At 69.9% G+C, this 15,981-nt stretch carries 18 protein-coding genes and 1 tRNA gene; 9 read left to right on the plus strand and 10 right to left on the minus strand.

The window, feature by feature from the left end; genetic code table 11:
* Window positions 1-46 precede the first annotated feature (46 nt).
* Window positions 47-958 carry a glycine--tRNA ligase subunit alpha gene (locus tag MCBMB27_RS03280; protein ID WP_043347781.1) on the minus strand — a complete coding sequence of 304 codons (912 nt, stop codon included), beginning with the start codon at window positions 956-958 and terminating at the stop codon, window positions 47-49.
* 190 nt (window positions 959-1,148) lie between these two features.
* Here MCBMB27_RS03280 and MCBMB27_RS03285 point away from each other — a divergent pair, with 190 nt between their 5' ends.
* On the plus strand, window positions 1,149-1,598 hold the full coding sequence (locus tag MCBMB27_RS03285; protein ID WP_043389491.1) for a GNAT family N-acetyltransferase: 450 nt from the start codon (window positions 1,149-1,151) through the stop codon (window positions 1,596-1,598).
* 148 nt (window positions 1,599-1,746) lie between these two features.
* Entirely contained in the window at window positions 1,747-2,025 is a 279-nt protein-coding gene (locus MCBMB27_RS03290; protein ID WP_051044690.1) for a hypothetical protein, read from the plus strand.
* A 90-nt stretch (window positions 2,026-2,115) separates the two neighbouring features.
* Here the strand turns inward: MCBMB27_RS03290 and MCBMB27_RS03295 are convergent, their stop codons facing one another.
* The 4 genes from MCBMB27_RS03295 to MCBMB27_RS03310 all read right to left on the minus strand — a co-directional run bounded on the left by MCBMB27_RS03295 (window position 2,116) and on the right by MCBMB27_RS03310 (window position 6,039).
* Window positions 2,116-3,720, minus strand: coding sequence for a Na+/H+ antiporter (locus MCBMB27_RS03295; RefSeq protein WP_043756222.1), 1,605 nt, complete (start codon window positions 3,718-3,720; stop codon window positions 2,116-2,118).
* Between the two features lie 411 nt (window positions 3,721-4,131).
* Window positions 4,132-4,650: an MmcB family DNA repair protein gene (locus tag MCBMB27_RS03300; protein ID WP_053609197.1), complete on the minus strand. Its 519-nt coding sequence runs from the start codon at window positions 4,648-4,650 to the stop codon at window positions 4,132-4,134.
* A gap of 91 nt (window positions 4,651-4,741) precedes the next feature.
* Window positions 4,742-5,518: a cobalamin-binding protein gene (locus tag MCBMB27_RS03305; protein WP_075379839.1), complete on the minus strand. Its 777-nt coding sequence runs from the start codon at window positions 5,516-5,518 to the stop codon at window positions 4,742-4,744.
* Window positions 5,518-6,039, minus strand: a complete 522-nt coding sequence (locus MCBMB27_RS03310) for a DedA family protein (RefSeq protein ID WP_043347771.1) — start codon at window positions 6,037-6,039, stop codon at window positions 5,518-5,520. Before MCBMB27_RS03310 ends, MCBMB27_RS03305 begins: the two co-directional genes overlap by 1 nt.
* Window positions 6,040-6,175: 136 nt before the next feature.
* On the opposite strand from MCBMB27_RS03310, the gene pdxY reads away from it, so the two are divergent.
* The 7 genes from pdxY (at window position 6,176) to MCBMB27_RS03345 (ending at window position 13,225) form a co-directional block, all read left to right on the plus strand.
* Window positions 6,176-7,024 carry a pyridoxal kinase PdxY gene (gene pdxY / locus MCBMB27_RS03315; protein ID WP_075379840.1) on the plus strand — a complete coding sequence of 283 codons (849 nt, stop codon included), beginning with the start codon at window positions 6,176-6,178 and terminating at the stop codon, window positions 7,022-7,024.
* 48 nt (window positions 7,025-7,072) lie between these two features.
* A complete protein-coding gene (locus tag MCBMB27_RS03320; RefSeq protein ID WP_075381861.1) occupies window positions 7,073-7,957 on the plus strand; it encodes a PhzF family phenazine biosynthesis protein in 885 nt (294 codons plus the stop codon).
* Window positions 7,950-8,675, plus strand: coding sequence for an NUDIX hydrolase (locus tag MCBMB27_RS03325; protein WP_075379841.1), 726 nt, complete (start codon window positions 7,950-7,952; stop codon window positions 8,673-8,675). Before MCBMB27_RS03320 ends, MCBMB27_RS03325 begins: the two co-directional genes overlap by 8 nt.
* A 177-nt stretch (window positions 8,676-8,852) precedes the next feature.
* The gene (locus MCBMB27_RS03330) at window positions 8,853-9,848 is read left to right on the plus strand and encodes an ABC transporter substrate-binding protein (protein WP_075379842.1); all 996 of its coding nucleotides are present in this window, start codon (window positions 8,853-8,855) and stop codon (window positions 9,846-9,848) included.
* Between the two features lie 125 nt (window positions 9,849-9,973).
* Window positions 9,974-12,244, plus strand: a complete 2,271-nt coding sequence (gene glgX, locus MCBMB27_RS03335) for a glycogen debranching protein GlgX (RefSeq protein WP_043347763.1) — start codon at window positions 9,974-9,976, stop codon at window positions 12,242-12,244.
* 141 nt (window positions 12,245-12,385) lie between these two features.
* Window positions 12,386-12,475 (plus strand) — tRNA-Ser (locus MCBMB27_RS03340).
* A 225-nt stretch (window positions 12,476-12,700) separates the two neighbouring features.
* Window positions 12,701-13,225: a hypothetical protein gene (locus MCBMB27_RS03345; protein WP_075379843.1), complete on the plus strand. Its 525-nt coding sequence runs from the start codon at window positions 12,701-12,703 to the stop codon at window positions 13,223-13,225.
* 42 nt (window positions 13,226-13,267) lie between these two features.
* On the opposite strand, the gene MCBMB27_RS29365 is transcribed toward MCBMB27_RS03345, so the two are convergent.
* The 5 genes from MCBMB27_RS29365 to MCBMB27_RS29370 all read right to left on the minus strand — a co-directional run bounded on the left by MCBMB27_RS29365 (window position 13,268) and on the right by MCBMB27_RS29370 (window position 15,772).
* Window positions 13,268-13,543, minus strand: a complete 276-nt coding sequence (locus MCBMB27_RS29365; protein ID WP_139231617.1) for a hypothetical protein — start codon at window positions 13,541-13,543, stop codon at window positions 13,268-13,270.
* A 112-nt stretch (window positions 13,544-13,655) separates the two neighbouring features.
* Window positions 13,656-14,369 carry a hypothetical protein gene (locus MCBMB27_RS03350; protein WP_083683338.1) on the minus strand — a complete coding sequence of 238 codons (714 nt, stop codon included), beginning with the start codon at window positions 14,367-14,369 and terminating at the stop codon, window positions 13,656-13,658.
* A 253-nt stretch (window positions 14,370-14,622) separates the two neighbouring features.
* Window positions 14,623-15,066 carry a hypothetical protein gene (locus tag MCBMB27_RS03355; RefSeq protein ID WP_139231616.1) on the minus strand — a complete coding sequence of 148 codons (444 nt, stop codon included), beginning with the start codon at window positions 15,064-15,066 and terminating at the stop codon, window positions 14,623-14,625.
* Window positions 15,059-15,451 carry a hypothetical protein gene (locus tag MCBMB27_RS03360; RefSeq protein ID WP_075379846.1) on the minus strand — a complete coding sequence of 131 codons (393 nt, stop codon included), beginning with the start codon at window positions 15,449-15,451 and terminating at the stop codon, window positions 15,059-15,061. The genes MCBMB27_RS03355 and MCBMB27_RS03360 overlap by 8 nt, the downstream gene beginning before the upstream one ends.
* 174 nt (window positions 15,452-15,625) lie before the next feature.
* A complete protein-coding gene (locus tag MCBMB27_RS29370; RefSeq protein WP_159020289.1) occupies window positions 15,626-15,772 on the minus strand; it encodes a hypothetical protein in 147 nt (48 codons plus the stop codon).
* Window positions 15,773-15,981: the final 209 nt, after the last annotated feature.

A 15,981-nucleotide genomic window follows, 5' to 3' on the forward strand; every position in this document is an offset into this window, starting at 1 on the left:
ACGCGCCGGAGCGCGCCGGTTGGCGGGGGTTGCAACGCGCGAAGGCTCAAGGGGCTCCGCCGGCCGCGGTCTTCAGCCACGCGGCCCCGCAGGCCTTGGCGAGTTCCCGCACCCGCAGGATGTAGCTCTGGCGCTCCGTCACCGAGATCACGCCGCGCGCGTCGAGGAGGTTGAAGACGTGGCTGGCCTTGATGCACTGGTCGTAGGCCGGCTGCGCCATCCGGTGGCGCTCGCCCTCCGCGGCGGGCGCGCCCGCCGCGAGGTAGGACCGGCAGGCCGCCTCCGCGTCGGTGAACTGGCGGAACAGCATCGTCGTGTCGGCGGACTCGAAATTGTGGCGGGAATATTCCTGTTCGGCCTGCAGGAACACGTCCCCGTAGGTGATCCGGTCCGCACCCTCGGCGCCGTTGAAGTCGAGGTCGTAGACGTTCTCGACGCCCTGGACGTACATGGCGAGCCGCTCCAGCCCGTAGGTCAGCTCGCCCGCCACCGGCGCGCACTCGAAGCCCGCGACCTGCTGGAAATAGGTGAACTGGCTGACCTCCATCCCGTCGCACCAGCATTCCCAGCCCAGGCCCCAGGCGCCGAGCGTCGGGCTCTCCCAATCGTCCTCGACGAAGCGGATGTCGTGGAGCTTGAGGTCGACGCCGATGGCCGCGAGCGAGGCGAGGTAGAGCTCCTGCAGGTTCGGCGGGTTCGGCTTCAGGATCACCTGGAACTGGTAATAGTGCTGGAGCCGGTTGGGGTTCTCGCCGTAGCGGCCGTCCTTGGGCCGGCGCGACGGCTGGACATAGGCCGCCTTCCAGGGTTTCGGGCCGAGCGCCCGCAGGGTCGTGGCCGGATGGAAGGTGCCGGCGCCGACCTCCATGTCGTAGGGCTGGAGGATCACGCAGCCCTGCGCCGCCCAGAATTCCTGAAGCGTCAGGATCAGACCCTGGAAGGATTTCTTTTGGGACATGGGTGTCGGAGGCTCGGGCTCGCGCGGCGGCTCGGGCCGCTGGCGGGCCGGTTTAGGTGCGGGCGGGCAGGGGTGCAAGGCGCAGGGTGTCGGGTGAAGGCGATCGGGTGACGGGTCTTCGGCGCCGGCGGCCCGGGTTGCCTGTCCGGGCCGGATGAGGTCCGATCCGTCCGGACCAGCGGAGAGAATCATGGACAGCAGCCTCGCGATCCGCCGGATCGGCGCCGGCGACCGGGATGCTTGGCTGCCGCTCTGGCGGGGCTACCAGGCGTTCTACAAGGTCGACCTGTCGGACGCCGTCACGGAGACGACCTGGCGGCGCCTCAACGACCCGGCCGAGCCGGTCGACGGAGCCCTGGCGTGGCGCGGCACGGAGGCGATCGGCCTCGTCCACCACATCCGCCACCGCTCGGCCTGGACGGTCGGGGATTACTGCTACCTCCAGGACCTGTTCGTGGCGGACGGCGCCCGGAATCTTGGGATCGGGCGGCGGCTGATCGAGCACGTCTGCGAGGCCGCGAAAGCCGCCGGCTGCTCCCGCGTCCACTGGCTGACGCACGAGACCAACACCGACGCGATGCAGCTCTACGACCGGATCGCCGAGAAATCCGGCTTCGTGCAGTACCGCAAGATCCTTTGAGGGCCCGCGCCCCAGGTGCGGCGGGACACGCAAGCGTGGCGGTTTTTGGGCAATACCGGGAACCGCCAAGCCAACGGCCAAGTTATCGCTGCAACAGGGGATCTCGGCACCTCAGCGCTGCCGAACGCAATACGACGGACCACTCGTCATGTTCAATGCTCGCACCCGCAACACCTTCGGCCGCAAGAACATCGCCGTCTTCGCCGCGCTCGCCATCTCGTCGCTGGCCGCGACGCCCGTCGTGATGAGCGCCAGCCGCGCGCTCGCCACCTCCGAGGACCAGCCGGTGGCCGCGACCCTGCGGGTCGAGCCGGTGGACGTCGCGCCCGTGGCGGTGGCGCCGAAGTCCGAGGGGACCTGCCTGCGCAAGGTGCGGGTCGTCTACAGCGGCTACGGCCAGCCGGCGGACGGCTGCGCCGCCCATTGAGGAGCCGCACCCCGGCCGGGCACGGCTCCAGGCCCCTGGTTCGACGCGCTCTCCGACGCCGGACGGGATCCCACTTCGGCGGAGAGCGTCCTAGCCATGGGCCGGCGCGGTCCCGGCCAGACGCTTGAGATGGAGCTCTTCCAGATCGATCTCCGTTTCCAGCTGACGCAGCACCGAGCTGTGGACCCGGTTCTGCCGGTGCAGGTCGATCAGCGCCGACCGGCCTGACCGCACGGCGAGCAGCGCGGCGGCGAAGTGCTCGTTCTTCTCGGCTTCGAGCGCCGTCCGCTCGTCCCGGTCCCGCGAGGAGGCCCGGACCCGGCGACGATACTCCTCCACGAGGCGCGGGTGCTGCAGCGCCCCGGTCTCGGGGAACACCAATCCCTCCAGGGCGGCGAGTCCCGCCTCGTTGACGACGACGCGGGCCATGGGCGCGTCGAGATGGCCGTCGGGCAGGTGCGCCACGGGATCGAGGCGGAGCCGGCGGATCAGCGGCCCCAGGGTCGTGCCCTGCACCAGCACGGTGAACAGGATCACCACGAAGGCCGCGACCAGGATTGCGTCGCGGCCGGGGAAGTCCACCGGCAGCGCCAGGGCCGCCGCAAGGGTCACGACCCCGCGCATCCCGGCCCATCCCACGATCAGCGGCACGGCCGGGTTCGGGGAGGGTTCCCGCGCGCGCAACCGCGGCGACAGGAGCCGCCGCAGGTAGACGGCGGGAAACACCCAGAGCAGGCGGGCGACGACGCAGGTGGCGGTGACGGCGAGCGCCAGGGGCAGCCCCGCCGAGAGCGAGCCGTACTCGCCGCCGGTCCGGGCCAGCACGCCGCGCAGCGCCAGGCCGATCAGCACGAAGACCAGGGCCTCCAGCACGAACACCACGAATGCCCACACCGCCACGGAATGGCGGCGGGCATGGGCGTCGAAGGTCTCGTGCTCCCGGCCGCCCATCATCAGGCCGCAGGCCACCACGGCAAGGACGCCGGAGGCGTGGACCTCCTCGGCCGCGAGGTAGGCGACATAGGCGGCGAGGAAGCTCAGCACCGTGATGGCGTTGGCGTCGTGCAGCCGCCGCATCCCGGCGTTCACCGCCAGCCCGCAGGCGAGCCCGACCGCGACGCCCGCCGCCGCGAGCCACGCGAAGCTGCCGGCCGCCGCCCAGGCGCTGAAGCTCCCCGTCAGCGCGGCCGCCACGGCGAAGCGGTAGAGCACGAGGCCCGAGGCGTCGTTGACGAGGCTCTCGCCCTCCAGGACCGTGATCATCCGGCGGGGCAGGGCGACCCGGGCCAGCACCGCCTTGGCGGCGACCGCGTCCGGCGGCGAGACGATGGCGCCCAGGGCGAAACAGGCGGCCCAGGGCAGGGCCGGCACCACCGCGTGCGCGACGAGCCCGACGATCAGGGTCGTGAACAGGACCGCCCCGAGCGAGAGCGACAGGATCGGGCCGAGGCTCGCCCGGAAGTCGCGCCAGACGGTGAAGTAGGCGGATTCGAGCAGGAGCGGCGGCAGGAACAGGACCATGATCAGGTCCGGGTCGAGCGTGAAGGCCGGCAGGCCCGGCACCACCGCCAGCGCCATGCCGCCGATGACCAGGGCCGCGGCCGGCGGGAAGCCCAGGCGCCCGGCCGCCAGCGACAGCAGCAGGGCCGCGCCGAGGAGGCCGAGGATCAGCTCGAACAGGGCGACGGAGGTCATCGATGAATCGGGCTCGGCGCTGGATCGGCGGGAAGCGCGGCCGTTCTACGCAGATTTCAATCGTCGGTGGAATACCAGTGCAGACGTACCAGACCGAACCCCGCCGTCCATCGCCAATCGGTCGTCTGCGCGATCAGCCGCCCTGCGCGGCCTGCCAATCCAGCGTGGATGTCCTTCCCGCAGATGGCGGATCGCTCACGCGATCCTCGGGAGCCGGTGGGAGGCCGCCCTGCAGTTCATGACGCGATCGAACGCATCCGTGTCCGCGCCTCGACCACGTTCGGCGAGACAGCCGCCGCTCTCGTCGCCGAAAGCTTCTCGGCCACCGCCGACGCGACGGATGGGTCCAGCGTCGTTCAGCCGTCCCGGGCGGTCCGTCGCGTCGGCGCGAATCCGGCCGCCGGCCGTATCCTACAGCGCCCCCTCCCGCACCGCGCCCGGATCGGCGAGCGCGTGGAGGATGCGCGCGGCGCTGTGGGCGAAGCGGAGCGTCACGGCCTTGCGCCGGGCGCCGCTCAGCGGGTGCTCGGGCGCCGCACGCAGGATCCCGGCCCCGTAGGCATCCGCGACGATCAGGCCGCATTCCTCCGGGATCAGGGATTCGGGCACGTCCTCGGGGATCGCGAAGAAGAACCGGTCGCAGAAGTCGCGGTAATCCGGCCATTTCCGGTCCGCGCGGAAATCCGCCACGCTCGACTTGATCTCCACGATGGTGAGCTTCCCGGCGCCGCACAGGGCGATCACGTCGGCGCGGCGGCCGTTGACGAGGGAGAATTCCGGCAGGGTGACGCAGCCCATCTCGGAGAACAGCCGCCGCACGCCGCGCTGGATGCGCAGCGCCGTCGGCGATTGCCGCCGGTCGGGCGGCAGGAGCGCCTCGGCCGCCGGGGGCGGAGAAGCGGAATCGGAAACGCCGATGGAAGCGGACATCAATCTCGGAAAATGCGCCTGTGCCGAATCGGGACATCCTGCCAATCCGGGCGCCGTCCGTCACCTGCGGCGCGGCATCGCCCCGGGGCAGTCATCCGAGGCAGGCCCGAATCGCGTCGAATCCGTCGGTGAGCGCGGCCGGGCCGGGCTGCAGGATCAGCGGCGACTTGATCTCGTGGATGCGCCCGTCGCGCACGGCCGGGATCGCCGCCCAGCCGGGTCGGGACCGGATGCGGTCGACATTGACCCGCTTGCCGCACCACGAGGCGAGGATCACGTCGGGCGCGGCTTCGATCACCTGTTCGGGCGTGACGATCCGGTCCTGCGCGGCCGGCTGCCGGCTCAAGGCCGGGAACACGTCCCGGCCGCCCGCGAGGCCGATCAGATCCGAGACCCAGCCGATGCCGGAGATCATCGGCGCGTCCCATTCCTCGAAGTAGACGCGCAGGGTCGGCCGGTCCCGCACCGCCGCGGCGGCCTCCGCCAGCCGCGCCTCGAAGCCGGCCGCCAAAGCCTCGGCCCGTTCCGGCAGACCGACGAGGGCGCCGAGGGTGCGGACCATGGCAAGGCAGCCCGCCACGTCGCGCTGGTTGAACAGGTGCACCGCCACGCCGGCCCGGGCGAGGTCGGCGACGATGCCAGCCTGGAGGTCCGAGAAGGCCAGGACGAGGTCCGGCGCCAGCGCCAGGATCTTCGGGATGTCCGCGCTGGTGAAGGCCGAGACCCGGGGCTTCTCCTTCCGGACCCGGGGCGGGCGCACCGCATAGCCCGAGACGCCGACGATCCGGTCCTCCGCACCCAGCAGGTACAGGGTCTCGACGGTCTCCTCGGTGAGGCAGACGATCCGCTCGGGCGGGAAGCGCCGCATCAGCGATGGAACCACGTGAGCAGCCCGGCCCCGGGGGCCAGCAGCACGAAGGCCCAGACCAGGGCGGAGGCGACGTTGGCCAGCTGGAACGGCAGCCGCGCCAGGCCGAGGATGCCGGCGAAGAGCGGCACCAGGGCCCGGGCTGGCCCGAAGAACCGCCCCAGCGCCACCGCGGCGATGCCCCAGCGCCCGATGAAGGCCTCGGCCTTTGCCATGAGCTCGGGGTAGCGCCGCAGCGGCCACTTGGTCTTGGCCCCCGGTCCGAGCCAGCGCCCGGCCTCGTAGGAGATCCAGTCGCCGAGCGCGGCGCCCACCGCCGCGGCGATCACCACCGGCCAGAACGGGATGTCGGCGCCGCCGACGAGGGCGCCGATGCCGACCAGGATCACGGTCGCCGGCACGAACAGCGACAGGACCGCGATCGATTCGCAGAAGGCGAGGCCGCCGGCGATGAACGGCGTCCAGGCCTTGTGCGCCTCCACGAAGGCGAGGGTCGTGGTGCGCAGCGCTTCGATGTCCATGGGGCTCTGAACGGGGCTCGGCGGGTGGGAGGAGGGTCGGTCCCATCTGAGGCGCGCGGGGGAGGGCGGCAAGGGATAGGGGTGCAGGCGGCGCGGGAACCGGCTAACCGTAGCGGGACAACGAGCGAGTCCCGCGTTGAACGTCCTGTCGATCCAGTCCCATGTCGCCTACGGCCATGTCGGCAACGCCTCGGCGGTGTTTCCGATGCAGCGGCTCGGGGTCGAGGTCTGGCCCGTGCATACGGTGCAGTTCTCCAACCACACCGGTTACGGCGCGTGGCGCGGCCCCGTCTTCGACGCGGCGATGATCCGCGAGGTGGTGCGCGGCATCGGCGAGCGCGGCGTGCTCTCCACCTGCGACGCGGTGCTGTCGGGCTACATGGGGTCGGCCGAGATCGGCGCCGCGATCCTGGAAGCGGTGGACGCCGTGCGGGCGGCGAACCCCCAAGCGCTCTACTGCTGCGACCCGGTGATCGGCGACGTCGAGGAGGGTGTCTACGTGCGGCCCGGCATCGAGGCGTTCCTGCGCGAGCGCGCGGTCCCGGCCGCCGACATCCTCACCCCCAACCAGTTCGAACTCGGCCTCCTCACCGGCCTGCCGAGCCGCACCCTGGCGGCGGCCGGAGCCGCGATCGCGGCGCTCCAGGCGCGGGGGCCGCGGGTGGTCCTGGTCACCTCGGCGCTCTGCGCCGACACGCCCGCCGACAGCATCGACCTGCTCGCGGGCGCGGAGGGGCGGGTGTTCCGGGTCCGCACCCCGCGGCTCGCCATCGCGGTGAACGGGGCGGGAGACTGCATCGCGGCCCTGTTCCTGGTGCACTATGCCCGGACCGGCTCGGCCGAGGCGGCGCTCGGCGCGGCGGCGGCCTCGATCTACGGGCTGCTCAAGCGCACCGCCGAGGCAGGATCGCGGGAGATCCTGACGGTGGCCGCGCAGGAGGAATACGTGAACCCGAGCGCGCGGTTTCCGGTCGAGGCGGTGTGAGGGCACGCCCTTCGGCCGGGCCCGGCGAGAGCAAGAAGGATGGACACGATGGCGCGCCGCTTCGTCACCCTCGACGTGTTCACCGAGCAGAGGCTCGCCGGCAATCCGCTGGCCGTGGTGCTCGACGCGGAGGGGCTCGACACCGCCGCCATGCAGGCCATCGCGCAGGAGTTCAACCTTTCGGAGACGGTGTTCGTCATGCCGCCCACGGAGGCCCGGCACCGGGCGTCCTTGCGCATCTTCACCCCCGGCCGGGAGCTGCCCTTCGCCGGCCACCCGACGGTGGGCACCGCCGTGCTGCTGGCGCTGCAGGATCCGTCCCGGGGCGATGCCCGGGCCTTCGGCCTGGAGGAGCGGATCGGAATCGTCCCCTGCGTGGTCGAAACGCTGGCGGACGGCAGCGGCGGACGGGCGCGGTTCCGGCTGCCGATCCTGCCGGAATACCTCGGTCCCGGCCCCGAGCCCGCCTTGCTGGCCCCGCTCCTCGGCCTCAAGCCCGCCGACATCGGCACCGGCCGGCACGCGCCGAGCCGCCACGGCGTCGGGCCGAGCTTCACCTGCGTGCCCGTGGGCTCGGTGACGGCCCTCGACGCCGCCCGGCCGGCCCAGGCGCCCGACCCGAACGACGGGCTCTACCTCTACACACCCGACCCCGAGGGCACCGGCCAGAGCTGGCGGGTCCGCATGTTCGCGCCGAATTTCGGCGTCACGGAGGATCCCGCCACCGGCTCGGCGGCCTCCGCCTTCGCGGGGGTGCTGATGCAGTTCGAGGCCCTGGGCGACGGCACGCACGACGTGGCGATCCGCCAGGGTGAGGCGATGGGGCGGCCGAGCGAGATCGCGCTCCAGCTCACCATCGAGGCGGGGGCCCTGCGGAGCGTCGAGATCGGCGGGGCCGCGGTGATCGTGGCCGACGGCACCCTGCATGTCTGACGGCTTCCGGATCACGCAGCTTGCCGCCGTGACGGCGCGGTTCGTGACCTACGACTGGGCCTTCCCCCGGGAGAATGCCGCCGCCATCGCGGCGCATTGGCAGACCCGGATCGCCCGCGCGCCCGGCATGTTCGACGGCACCGTCCTACTGTGCTGCGACCACGCCGTCGCGGACCGGGCCGCCCGCCTCGACCTGTTCGCGACGCGCTACGCCACCTTCACCTACTACCGGGACACCCGGCACGCCGACGCCCGCATCGCAGACGCCCGCATCGCCAATGCCTTCGCGGCGATCGTGCCCTGGACCTCGGACGGCGCCGTCCTGCTCGGCGAGATGGGGGCCCGCACGGCCAATGCCGGCCAGCTCTACTTCCCCTGCGGCACTCCGGATCCGGACGACATACAGGGCGCGCGGGTCGATCTCGTCGGCAGCGCCGCCCGGGAACTCGCCGAGGAGACCGGCCTGGCGCTGCCGGACAAGGCCGAAACGGATTGGGTGCTGCTGGAGGGGGAGGGCCAGCTCGCGTTCCTGCGGCCGGTGCGCTTCCCGGAGACGGCCGCGCGGCTCGTGGCGCGGATCGCCGACCATCTCGGCGCCGAGGCCGAGCCGGAACTCGCCGGGATGCACGTGGTGCGGGGCCGCGACGACATCGATGCCGCGCGGATGCCGGGCTTCGTCCGGGCCTACCTGGCGGACGCGTTCCCGCCCGCCCGCTGACCGGCGCGGCGCGGGGAAAGACGTTCGTCTCCCCGCGGGGGCGGCCGGATGTCATCTCTGGCATCAATCGCGGGCAATACAGATTTTCGTTTCATTGACCGCCCTGGCGGCAAGCATAAGCTCGGCCTTCCACAGAACAGCCCCGCACAACGCGGGCAGCGGATCGCGGCAGGCCCCATGCTCATCGGATCTCACGCACGTCCCGGCGTCCGCCGGTTCGCCGACGCGCTGCTCGCCGCCGCACTGACGCTGGCCACGACACTGGCCACAACGACGCTGGCCGCGGTGGCCGCCCGCGCGGAGGAGGTCGTCCTGCGGGTCGGCGACCAGAAGGGCGGGAACCGGTCACTCCTCGAGAGCGCCGGCTCCGCGAAGGATCTGCCCTACCGGATCGAATGGTCGGAATTCCCCGCCGCCGCGCCGATCCTGGAGGCGCTCAACGCCGGCGCCCTCGATGTCGGCTACACCGGTGACCTCTCCTTCCTCACGGTCGTCGCGGCCGGGGCACCGATCAAGGCGATCGGCGGCACCAAGTCGGATCCGCGGACGCAGGCGATCCTGGTCCGCGCGGATTCGCCGATCCGCTCGGCCGCCGACCTCAAGGGGAAGCGACTCGCCGGCACCCGCGGCGGCTGGGGCCAGTTCCTGATCAGCGCGACGCTGGAGAAGGCCGGGATCGCGCCATCCGAGGCCACCTTCGCGCCGCTCAACCCGGTCGACGCCAAGGTCGCGCTGATGGCCGGCTCGGTGGATGCCTGGGCGGTCTGGGAGCCCTACGTCTCGTTCGCGACGCTCAGGGACAAGACCCGGCCGATCGCGGACGGCGCGGGCCTCACGCCGACCATCACCTTCATCGTCGCCTCGGACAGCGCCATCGCCACCAAGCGGGCCGCCCTGCAGGACTTCCTGAGCCGCCTGGACAGGGCGCGGCTCTGGTCGCTGGACCATCTCGACGCCTACGCCCGGAACACGGCCGCGCTGACCAGGCTGCCGGAGGACGTCCTGCGCGCGGCCTACACGGCGCAGCGGACGCGGCCGATCGCGCTCGACGACGGTGTCGTGACGGAGGTCCAGGAGGCCTCGGACCGGGCGACGCGAAACGGGATCCTGTCGAGGACGCTGGACGTCGGGCGGGCCATGGACCGGAGCTTCACCGCCGCGGCCTCGAACTGAGCGCGGCGCGGTCGTGACGCGCCCGCGATTTTTGCGGCACCGCGGGAGCTTCGCTGTTTCCGGCACGTTCACCCGACGCTCCCCGCGGCGGCACGTGGCCGGGCGGGTCGCGTTCCGGAGTGTCCATGTCCTCTACTCGTCGTCCCGCATCGCAGTCCCGCGCGGCCCGCACGCGCATCCAGGAAGGCCAACCCTACCCCCTGGGCGCCACCTGGGACGGGCTCGGCGTCAACTTCGCTCTGTTTTCCGCCCACGCCACCAAGGTCGAACTCTGCCTGTTCGACGATGCCGGCGAGCAGGAGATCGAGCGGATCGAGCTGCCCGAGTACACGGACGAGATCTGGCACGGCTACCTGCCCGACGCCCGCCCCGGCACGATCTACGGCTACCGGGTCCACGGCCCCTACGAGCCGAAGGCCGGCCACCGGTTCAACCCCAACAAGCTGCTGATCGACCCCTACGCCAAGGGGCTCGTCGGCTCGATCACCTGGAACCCGGCCCTGTTCGGCTACAAGATGGAGACCGGCGACGACCTGACCTTCGACGAGCGGGACAGCGCCCCCTACACCCGCCGCTCCCGGGTGATCGACCCGGCCTTCACCTGGGGCCGGCACCAGAAGCCGCTGGTGCCCTGGGACAAGACCATCGTGTACGAGGCCCACGTCAAGGGCATGACCAAGCTCGACCCGCGGGTGCCGGAGAAGCTGCGCGGCACCTATGCCGGCCTCGGGACCCGGGACGTGCTCGACTACATCAAGAGCCTCGGCGTGACCTCGGTGGAGCTGCTGCCGGTCCATTCCTTCGTGCAGGACGACTACCTGCAGGAGAAGGGGCTGGTGAATTACTGGGGCTACAACACGATCTCGTTCTTCACCCCCGCCCGGCGCTACGCGGCGGTGCCGGACTTCGCCTTCTCCGAGTTCAAGGAGATGGTCTCGCGCTTCCACGGCGCCGGCCTCGAGGTGATCCTCGACGTGGTCTACAACCACACCGCCGAGGGCAACGAGAAGGGCCCGACCCTGTCGTTCAAGGGGGTCGACAACGCCTCCTATTACCGGCTCCTGCCCAACGAGCCGCGCTACTACATCAACGACACCGGCACCGGGAACACCTTCAACCTGTCGCATCCGCGGGTGCTGCAGCTCGTCACCGATTCCCTGCGCTACTGGGCGCAGGAGATGCAGGTGGACGGGTTCCGCTTCGATCTCGCCACGATCCTGGGCCGCGAGCCCTACGGGTTCGACGAGGGCGGCGGCTTCCTCGACACCTGCCGCCAGGATCCGGTGCTCAACAACGTCAAGCTCATCGCCGAGCCGTGGGATTGCGGCCCGGGGGGCTACCAGGTCGGCGGCTTCCCGCCCGGCTGGGCCGAGTGGAACGACCGGTTCCGCGACGACGTCCGCGCCTACTGGAAGGGCGATGGCGGGCTGCTGCCGGATCTGGCGGCGCGGATCGCGGGCTCGGCCGACAAGTTCAACAAGCGCGGGCGCAAGCCCTGGGCCTCGGTGAACTTCCTCACCGCCCATGACGGCTTCACCCTGCACGACACGGTCTCGTACAACGACAAGCACAACGACGCGAACGGCGAGGGCAACCGCGACGGCCACTCGCACAACCTCTCGTACAATTACGGGGTGGAGGGCCCCACCGACGACCCGGAGATCCGGGCGGTGCGCCTGCGCCAGATGCGCAACATGCTGGCGACGCTGTTCCTGTCCCGCGGCACGCCGATGCTGCTCGCCGGCGACGAGTTCGCCCGGACCCAGAACGGCAACAACAACGCCTACTGCCAGGACAACGAAGTCTCCTGGCTGGACTGGGATGCGATCGGCGACGAGGAGCGGGATCTCGCGGAGTTCACCCAGCGCCTGATCATCCTGCGCAACGCCCTGCCGATCCTGAGCCGCGGGCGATTCCTCACCGGCCAGTACGACGAGGAGTTCGGCGTCAAGGACGTGACGTGGCTGCGGCCGGACGGGAGCGAGATGGCGGGCGAGAACTGGTCGGACGGCGAGGCCCGCGCCTTCGCGGTCCAGCTCGACGGGCGCGCCCAGGCCACCGGCCTGCACCGCCGCGGCGGGGACGCCACGCTGCTGATCATGTTCAACGCCTACCACGACCTCGTGACGTTCACGCTGCCCGAATCCGTGGGAGGCGTGGCCTGGACGCGGCTCCTCGATACGAACCTGCCCGACAGCCAGGACGTGGAGAGCTTCAAGTTCGGCTCCGGCTACGACGTGACCGGGCGCTCCCTCCTGATGTTCGTGCTGAAGCCCGAGGACAGCCCCGGGACGGAGGACAACGCCATGGAGCGCTCCTACCAGCACGTCATGCAGGCCTTCGAGCGGGCGAACGTGGAGCATGTCCGCTTCCACCTCGACGAGGCCGAGGGGTAAGGGACGCGGCCGGGCGGTTTTCGCATCGCCCGGCCGACTGCGCCTTGCGCCGGACGGCGCACCCGGCTAACAGCACGGCACCGCGCGGCCCTGGCCGCGTCCGGCGCGCCGCGTGCGCGCCCGGGCGCCCGGTTCGCGGACGGAGGGGTGGCCGAGTGGTTGAAGGCGCACGCCTGGAAAGTGTGTATACCGGAAACGGTATCGCGGGTTCGAATCCCGCTCCCTCCGCCAGACTTCAACCATCCTGTATTGCTCATTAATCACAACAACTTACGCGACCGGCCACGGGTTGTGTCCCCCATTATGTCCCTGACTGTGTCCCCCAACCGATAGATCGCGTCAGGACGGCTGCCCAGAGCTATTTTTCCACTGTCAAGCCGTTGAACGCAGTTTAGTGCGTGACCACCTGTCGAGTTCTCCGACAACGGGCTGCTAGTAGCGCCGACAGGACCGACCATGCTTCCAATCCCCACAGAAGAACTCACCACCTTAGCCGCCACACCGCTTGGCCAGTTGGCTCTCGGCGTCGTCGGCAGCGCAGCCTGGGATGGTATCAAGGGAAGCGCGGCGAAACTCGGTAGCCTGTTCGACCGCGTTGCAGCTCAGCGCCCGGAGCTGAACAAGGCCGCAGCGGACGCTCAGGCGAACGAAGACGTTGAGGCAGCTCGACGCATCGCGCAGGAAGCCACTGAGGCCATTCTCGTGATGGCCAACGCGGGCACCATCGACATCCAGGGAGCGGAGATCACCGCGCTCCGTTCGGTCGATTTCGATCACATGCAAGGTGTGATCCGGGCCTCCGATTTCGTGGTCCGTAGCGCGGGCATGATTAGCGTGGGTGGTGCGGGCAATGCGACGGGAACCACCCATCTAGAGGGCGGCAAGTCAGGCTCGTCGCTACGCACCCGAGGAGCCGGCATCGACATGGGCTCCGGCACTTCAATCAAGATAACTGGGAACGCAGGAATCAAGATCACCTGATGGGCTCTTGACACGCTGGAGCACCGCACCTGCGGTGGCTGGTCAACCTCGATCAAGCAAAGCTCGCAGCGGGACAGCAGGGTTTCGTCTGGCGGCCTCCTCGCGCGTCCAACGCCGCTTGGCGAACCGAGCTTTCTCGCTCACCCCGACCGCTATGAGCTGGGCGAGGGTAGAGGGGCAGTCGGTGAAGCCGAGCTGGGACAGGATGGTCTCGGCCTTCACCCGCGAGCTGATGGGCGAACCGTCCGGCATGGTGGCGTAGACGAGGGCCTGAACGAGGGCGTTCCGGGGATCTGCGTCGGGCTGGTCTGTGGTCATGAGTGGTCTCTCGGCTGATGGCTGAAACAAGAACGGCCCCCGACAGCCCGACAGGGGCGATGCTGTCAGGCCGAAGGGAGCCGCTGAGTGGTCGTGAAGGAGCGCGGGCGACTTAGAGGCCGCTGACTTTGATCAGGCCCTGCTTGAGAGCCGACCGGAACGGCATCTGCCCCTTGCCGGGGATGTTGAGGATGACCTGACCGCGCACCTCGGATGCGGTGATGCCGCCACCGAACGTGGCGTTGAGCACCGCGGCGGGGCTGTGGTCGGCAACGGAGGCCACATACTCACGGGCGAGGCCGGCATAGGCGCGGGGGTCACGGTTCATCCCGTGCTGGTTCATGGCGTGCTTGAGGTCGTTGGGGCGGTTCTGCCGCGCCCACTGCCACAGGCCTTCGGCATCCTCGATGCCATGTGTGGTGGCCACGTGGGCGTCAGCCTGGGCCTTGAAGGCAGCCTTCACCAGCTCAACCCGCTGGGCCAGCTCGCCGGGCTCCTTGCTGGCCTCGGAGGCGGCACGGTTCAGGGTCCGATCGGACAGGGCACCAGTCTCGATCAGCTCGGCCATGGCGGCAACCTGACTGCCCGGCTGGGTCGCATTGACCAGCTCCGTGAGGTTCTGCTCCGCGTGGTCGCTGATGAAGCGCACCGCACCGTCATCAGCGGGGGCCTGCTCGGGGGCCTGGGAAGCAGCCTCAACGCCACCGTCCCGCTCGACGTATCGGCCGGACTGGTCGCGGGTCAGCATACCGAGCTGTTCGGCGATGCTGGCCTGCATTTCCATCCCGTTCACGGTGATGATGTCCGTGGGCTTGATGTCGCCCATGATCGGAGCACCGACCGCGGTGCGAGCCGTGGATAGGATGCCGGAGGAGACTGGGGAGCCGAAGTCGGCCGTGTTGATGCTGCGGGGGCCGTGGTTGACGGTGGAGCCATCAGCTCTGACGGAGACGGGGCCGCTGTTGACCCGTGCGTTGGCTACGGGAGGGGCATCGGAAGTGGGGTCGGGGATGGCAACCTCGGGGGAAGCCATGGTCTGGTAGGCGTGAACGTCTGGCATGGTGTGTCTGGGTCTTCTGTCAGATGTGGCTAGGTGCCGCGTGGTCGCGGCTGGATGAGATGGGGCTGTGGTCGGCGCCGCGGATGGCTTTGAGGTAGTTCATGAAGGTGGAGACGTTGCAGTAGGATCGGATGAACCTACGCCTGATGGACTTGAAGATGTGCCACTGTCTGTCAGACAGAGAGACAACTTCGTCACCCCGGCTCTCAGCATGGCGGATGGCAGTCTTCAGGAGGTGTAGCAGGAACCTCAGGTCTCGTTCAGTGAGACCGAAGTGTTCTCCAATCTGGAGCATGATCTCCACGTCACCACGGAAGTTGGTGGCTGATCTGAAGTTCTGATGAAGCCACGGGGCGATCTCTCGATCCACCACACGGGGCGAATAGGTCTCGGGTTCGAGCCTCCAGCGTGGCACTGGACGAGCCTCGGTGGTGTCAGTGGTGGTGGTGACGGGCTCAGGCACGCCGGCCTCCACGGGTTCGGGTGGAAACGAACAGGGGAGCAAGGCTGCGCTTGCGGTCTCGACCACCACAGCCACGGGTGAGGCCAAGGTTGTCGCTGCGGAGGTTCAGGCGGTCCTCATCGTGATAGACGATGGCTGTGCCACCCGGAGCCTCGGTGATGAGGCGCCCGACGTAGACGCTGGTGTGACCGTCGATGATGCGGACCGGGCTCTTGGGCCGGTTGAGATGGGTCAGGCTCCAGGAGCCGGTGTGCTTGGCGGTGACGCGCTCGAAGTCCTCACGATAGACCCATGCGGTCTGGTCGGGTGCGTTGGACAGGCGAACGCCTACAACCGCTCGACCCGTCTTCAGGTCGGTGGCGTGGGTGATGTTCTCGGGGTTCAAGGCGGGTCTCTTGCGGCTCGGCCGCTGCTGATGGGGCTGGCCCGTGGAGCGCGCGTAGGGGCTCGCAGACGGGCGCGAAGGGTTGGCTAGTAGTGAGCAGGCGAGGCGCTGACGGCCGTCCTGGGGCTCACGTCCCGGAAGGAAAGGCCATTGCAGGACGGGAGGGGTAGTCCCTCAGTCCGGCCGGGCGAAGGCTCCATGGGCGAAGTCACGGTAGCGCCGGGAGCGGAGACCGCCTCTGTCGCTCTCCTCCACGGTGAAATGGGCGGCATCACCCACGGTGGACGTGAGGGCGATTGTGTCCGAGCCTTCGTGGCTCATGCTCAGGGGCTCCTGTGGGAGCACACCCGCGGCCTTGAGGACGCGAGCTGCGGAGTAGAACGGGGTCGAGGAAGTGCAGAGAAGGCGGTCACCAAGGCGCGCGTGAAAGCGCCCGTGGCCCGCTGGGCTGACGGTTATGTGCATGGTCTGGGTCTGGCTGGTTGATGCCGCTTGGGCGCGGCTGGCTGTGTCGAGTTGCTAAGACAAAA

It is taken from the genome of Methylobacterium phyllosphaerae (genome assembly GCF_001936175.1).
GTDB classification, from domain to species: Bacteria; Pseudomonadota; Alphaproteobacteria; order Rhizobiales; family Beijerinckiaceae; genus Methylobacterium; species Methylobacterium fujisawaense.

Bases quoted from the DNA above. Each gene is read 5' to 3' on its own strand.
- MCBMB27_RS03280 (WP_043347781.1), bottom strand. From the start codon at position 958: ATGTCCCAAAAGAAATCCTTCCAGGGTCTGATCCTGACGCTTCAGGAA.
- MCBMB27_RS03285 (WP_043389491.1), top strand. From the start codon at position 1,149: ATGGACAGCAGCCTCGCGATCCGCCGGATCGGCGCCGGCGACCGGGAT.
- MCBMB27_RS03290 (WP_051044690.1), top strand. From the start codon at position 1,747: ATGTTCAATGCTCGCACCCGCAACACCTTCGGCCGCAAGAACATCGCC.
- MCBMB27_RS03295 (WP_043756222.1), bottom strand. From the start codon at position 3,720: ATGACCTCCGTCGCCCTGTTCGAGCTGATCCTCGGCCTCCTCGGCGCG.
- MCBMB27_RS03300 (WP_053609197.1), bottom strand. From the start codon at position 4,650: ATGTCCGCTTCCATCGGCGTTTCCGATTCCGCTTCTCCGCCCCCGGCG.
- MCBMB27_RS03305 (WP_075379839.1), bottom strand. From the start codon at position 5,518: ATGCGGCGCTTCCCGCCCGAGCGGATCGTCTGCCTCACCGAGGAGACC.
- MCBMB27_RS03310 (WP_043347771.1), bottom strand. From the start codon at position 6,039: ATGGACATCGAAGCGCTGCGCACCACGACCCTCGCCTTCGTGGAGGCG.
- MCBMB27_RS03320 (WP_075381861.1), top strand. From the start codon at position 7,073: ATGGCGCGCCGCTTCGTCACCCTCGACGTGTTCACCGAGCAGAGGCTC.
- MCBMB27_RS03325 (WP_075379841.1), top strand. From the start codon at position 7,950: ATGTCTGACGGCTTCCGGATCACGCAGCTTGCCGCCGTGACGGCGCGG.
- MCBMB27_RS03330 (WP_075379842.1), top strand. From the start codon at position 8,853: ATGCTCATCGGATCTCACGCACGTCCCGGCGTCCGCCGGTTCGCCGAC.
- glgX (WP_043347763.1), top strand. From the start codon at position 9,974: ATGTCCTCTACTCGTCGTCCCGCATCGCAGTCCCGCGCGGCCCGCACG.
- MCBMB27_RS03345 (WP_075379843.1), top strand. From the start codon at position 12,701: ATGCTTCCAATCCCCACAGAAGAACTCACCACCTTAGCCGCCACACCG.
- MCBMB27_RS29365 (WP_139231617.1), bottom strand. From the start codon at position 13,543: ATGACCACAGACCAGCCCGACGCAGATCCCCGGAACGCCCTCGTTCAG.
- MCBMB27_RS03350 (WP_083683338.1), bottom strand. From the start codon at position 14,369: ATGGGCGACATCAAGCCCACGGACATCATCACCGTGAACGGGATGGAA.
- MCBMB27_RS29370 (WP_159020289.1), bottom strand. From the start codon at position 15,772: ATGAGCCACGAAGGCTCGGACACAATCGCCCTCACGTCCACCGTGGGT.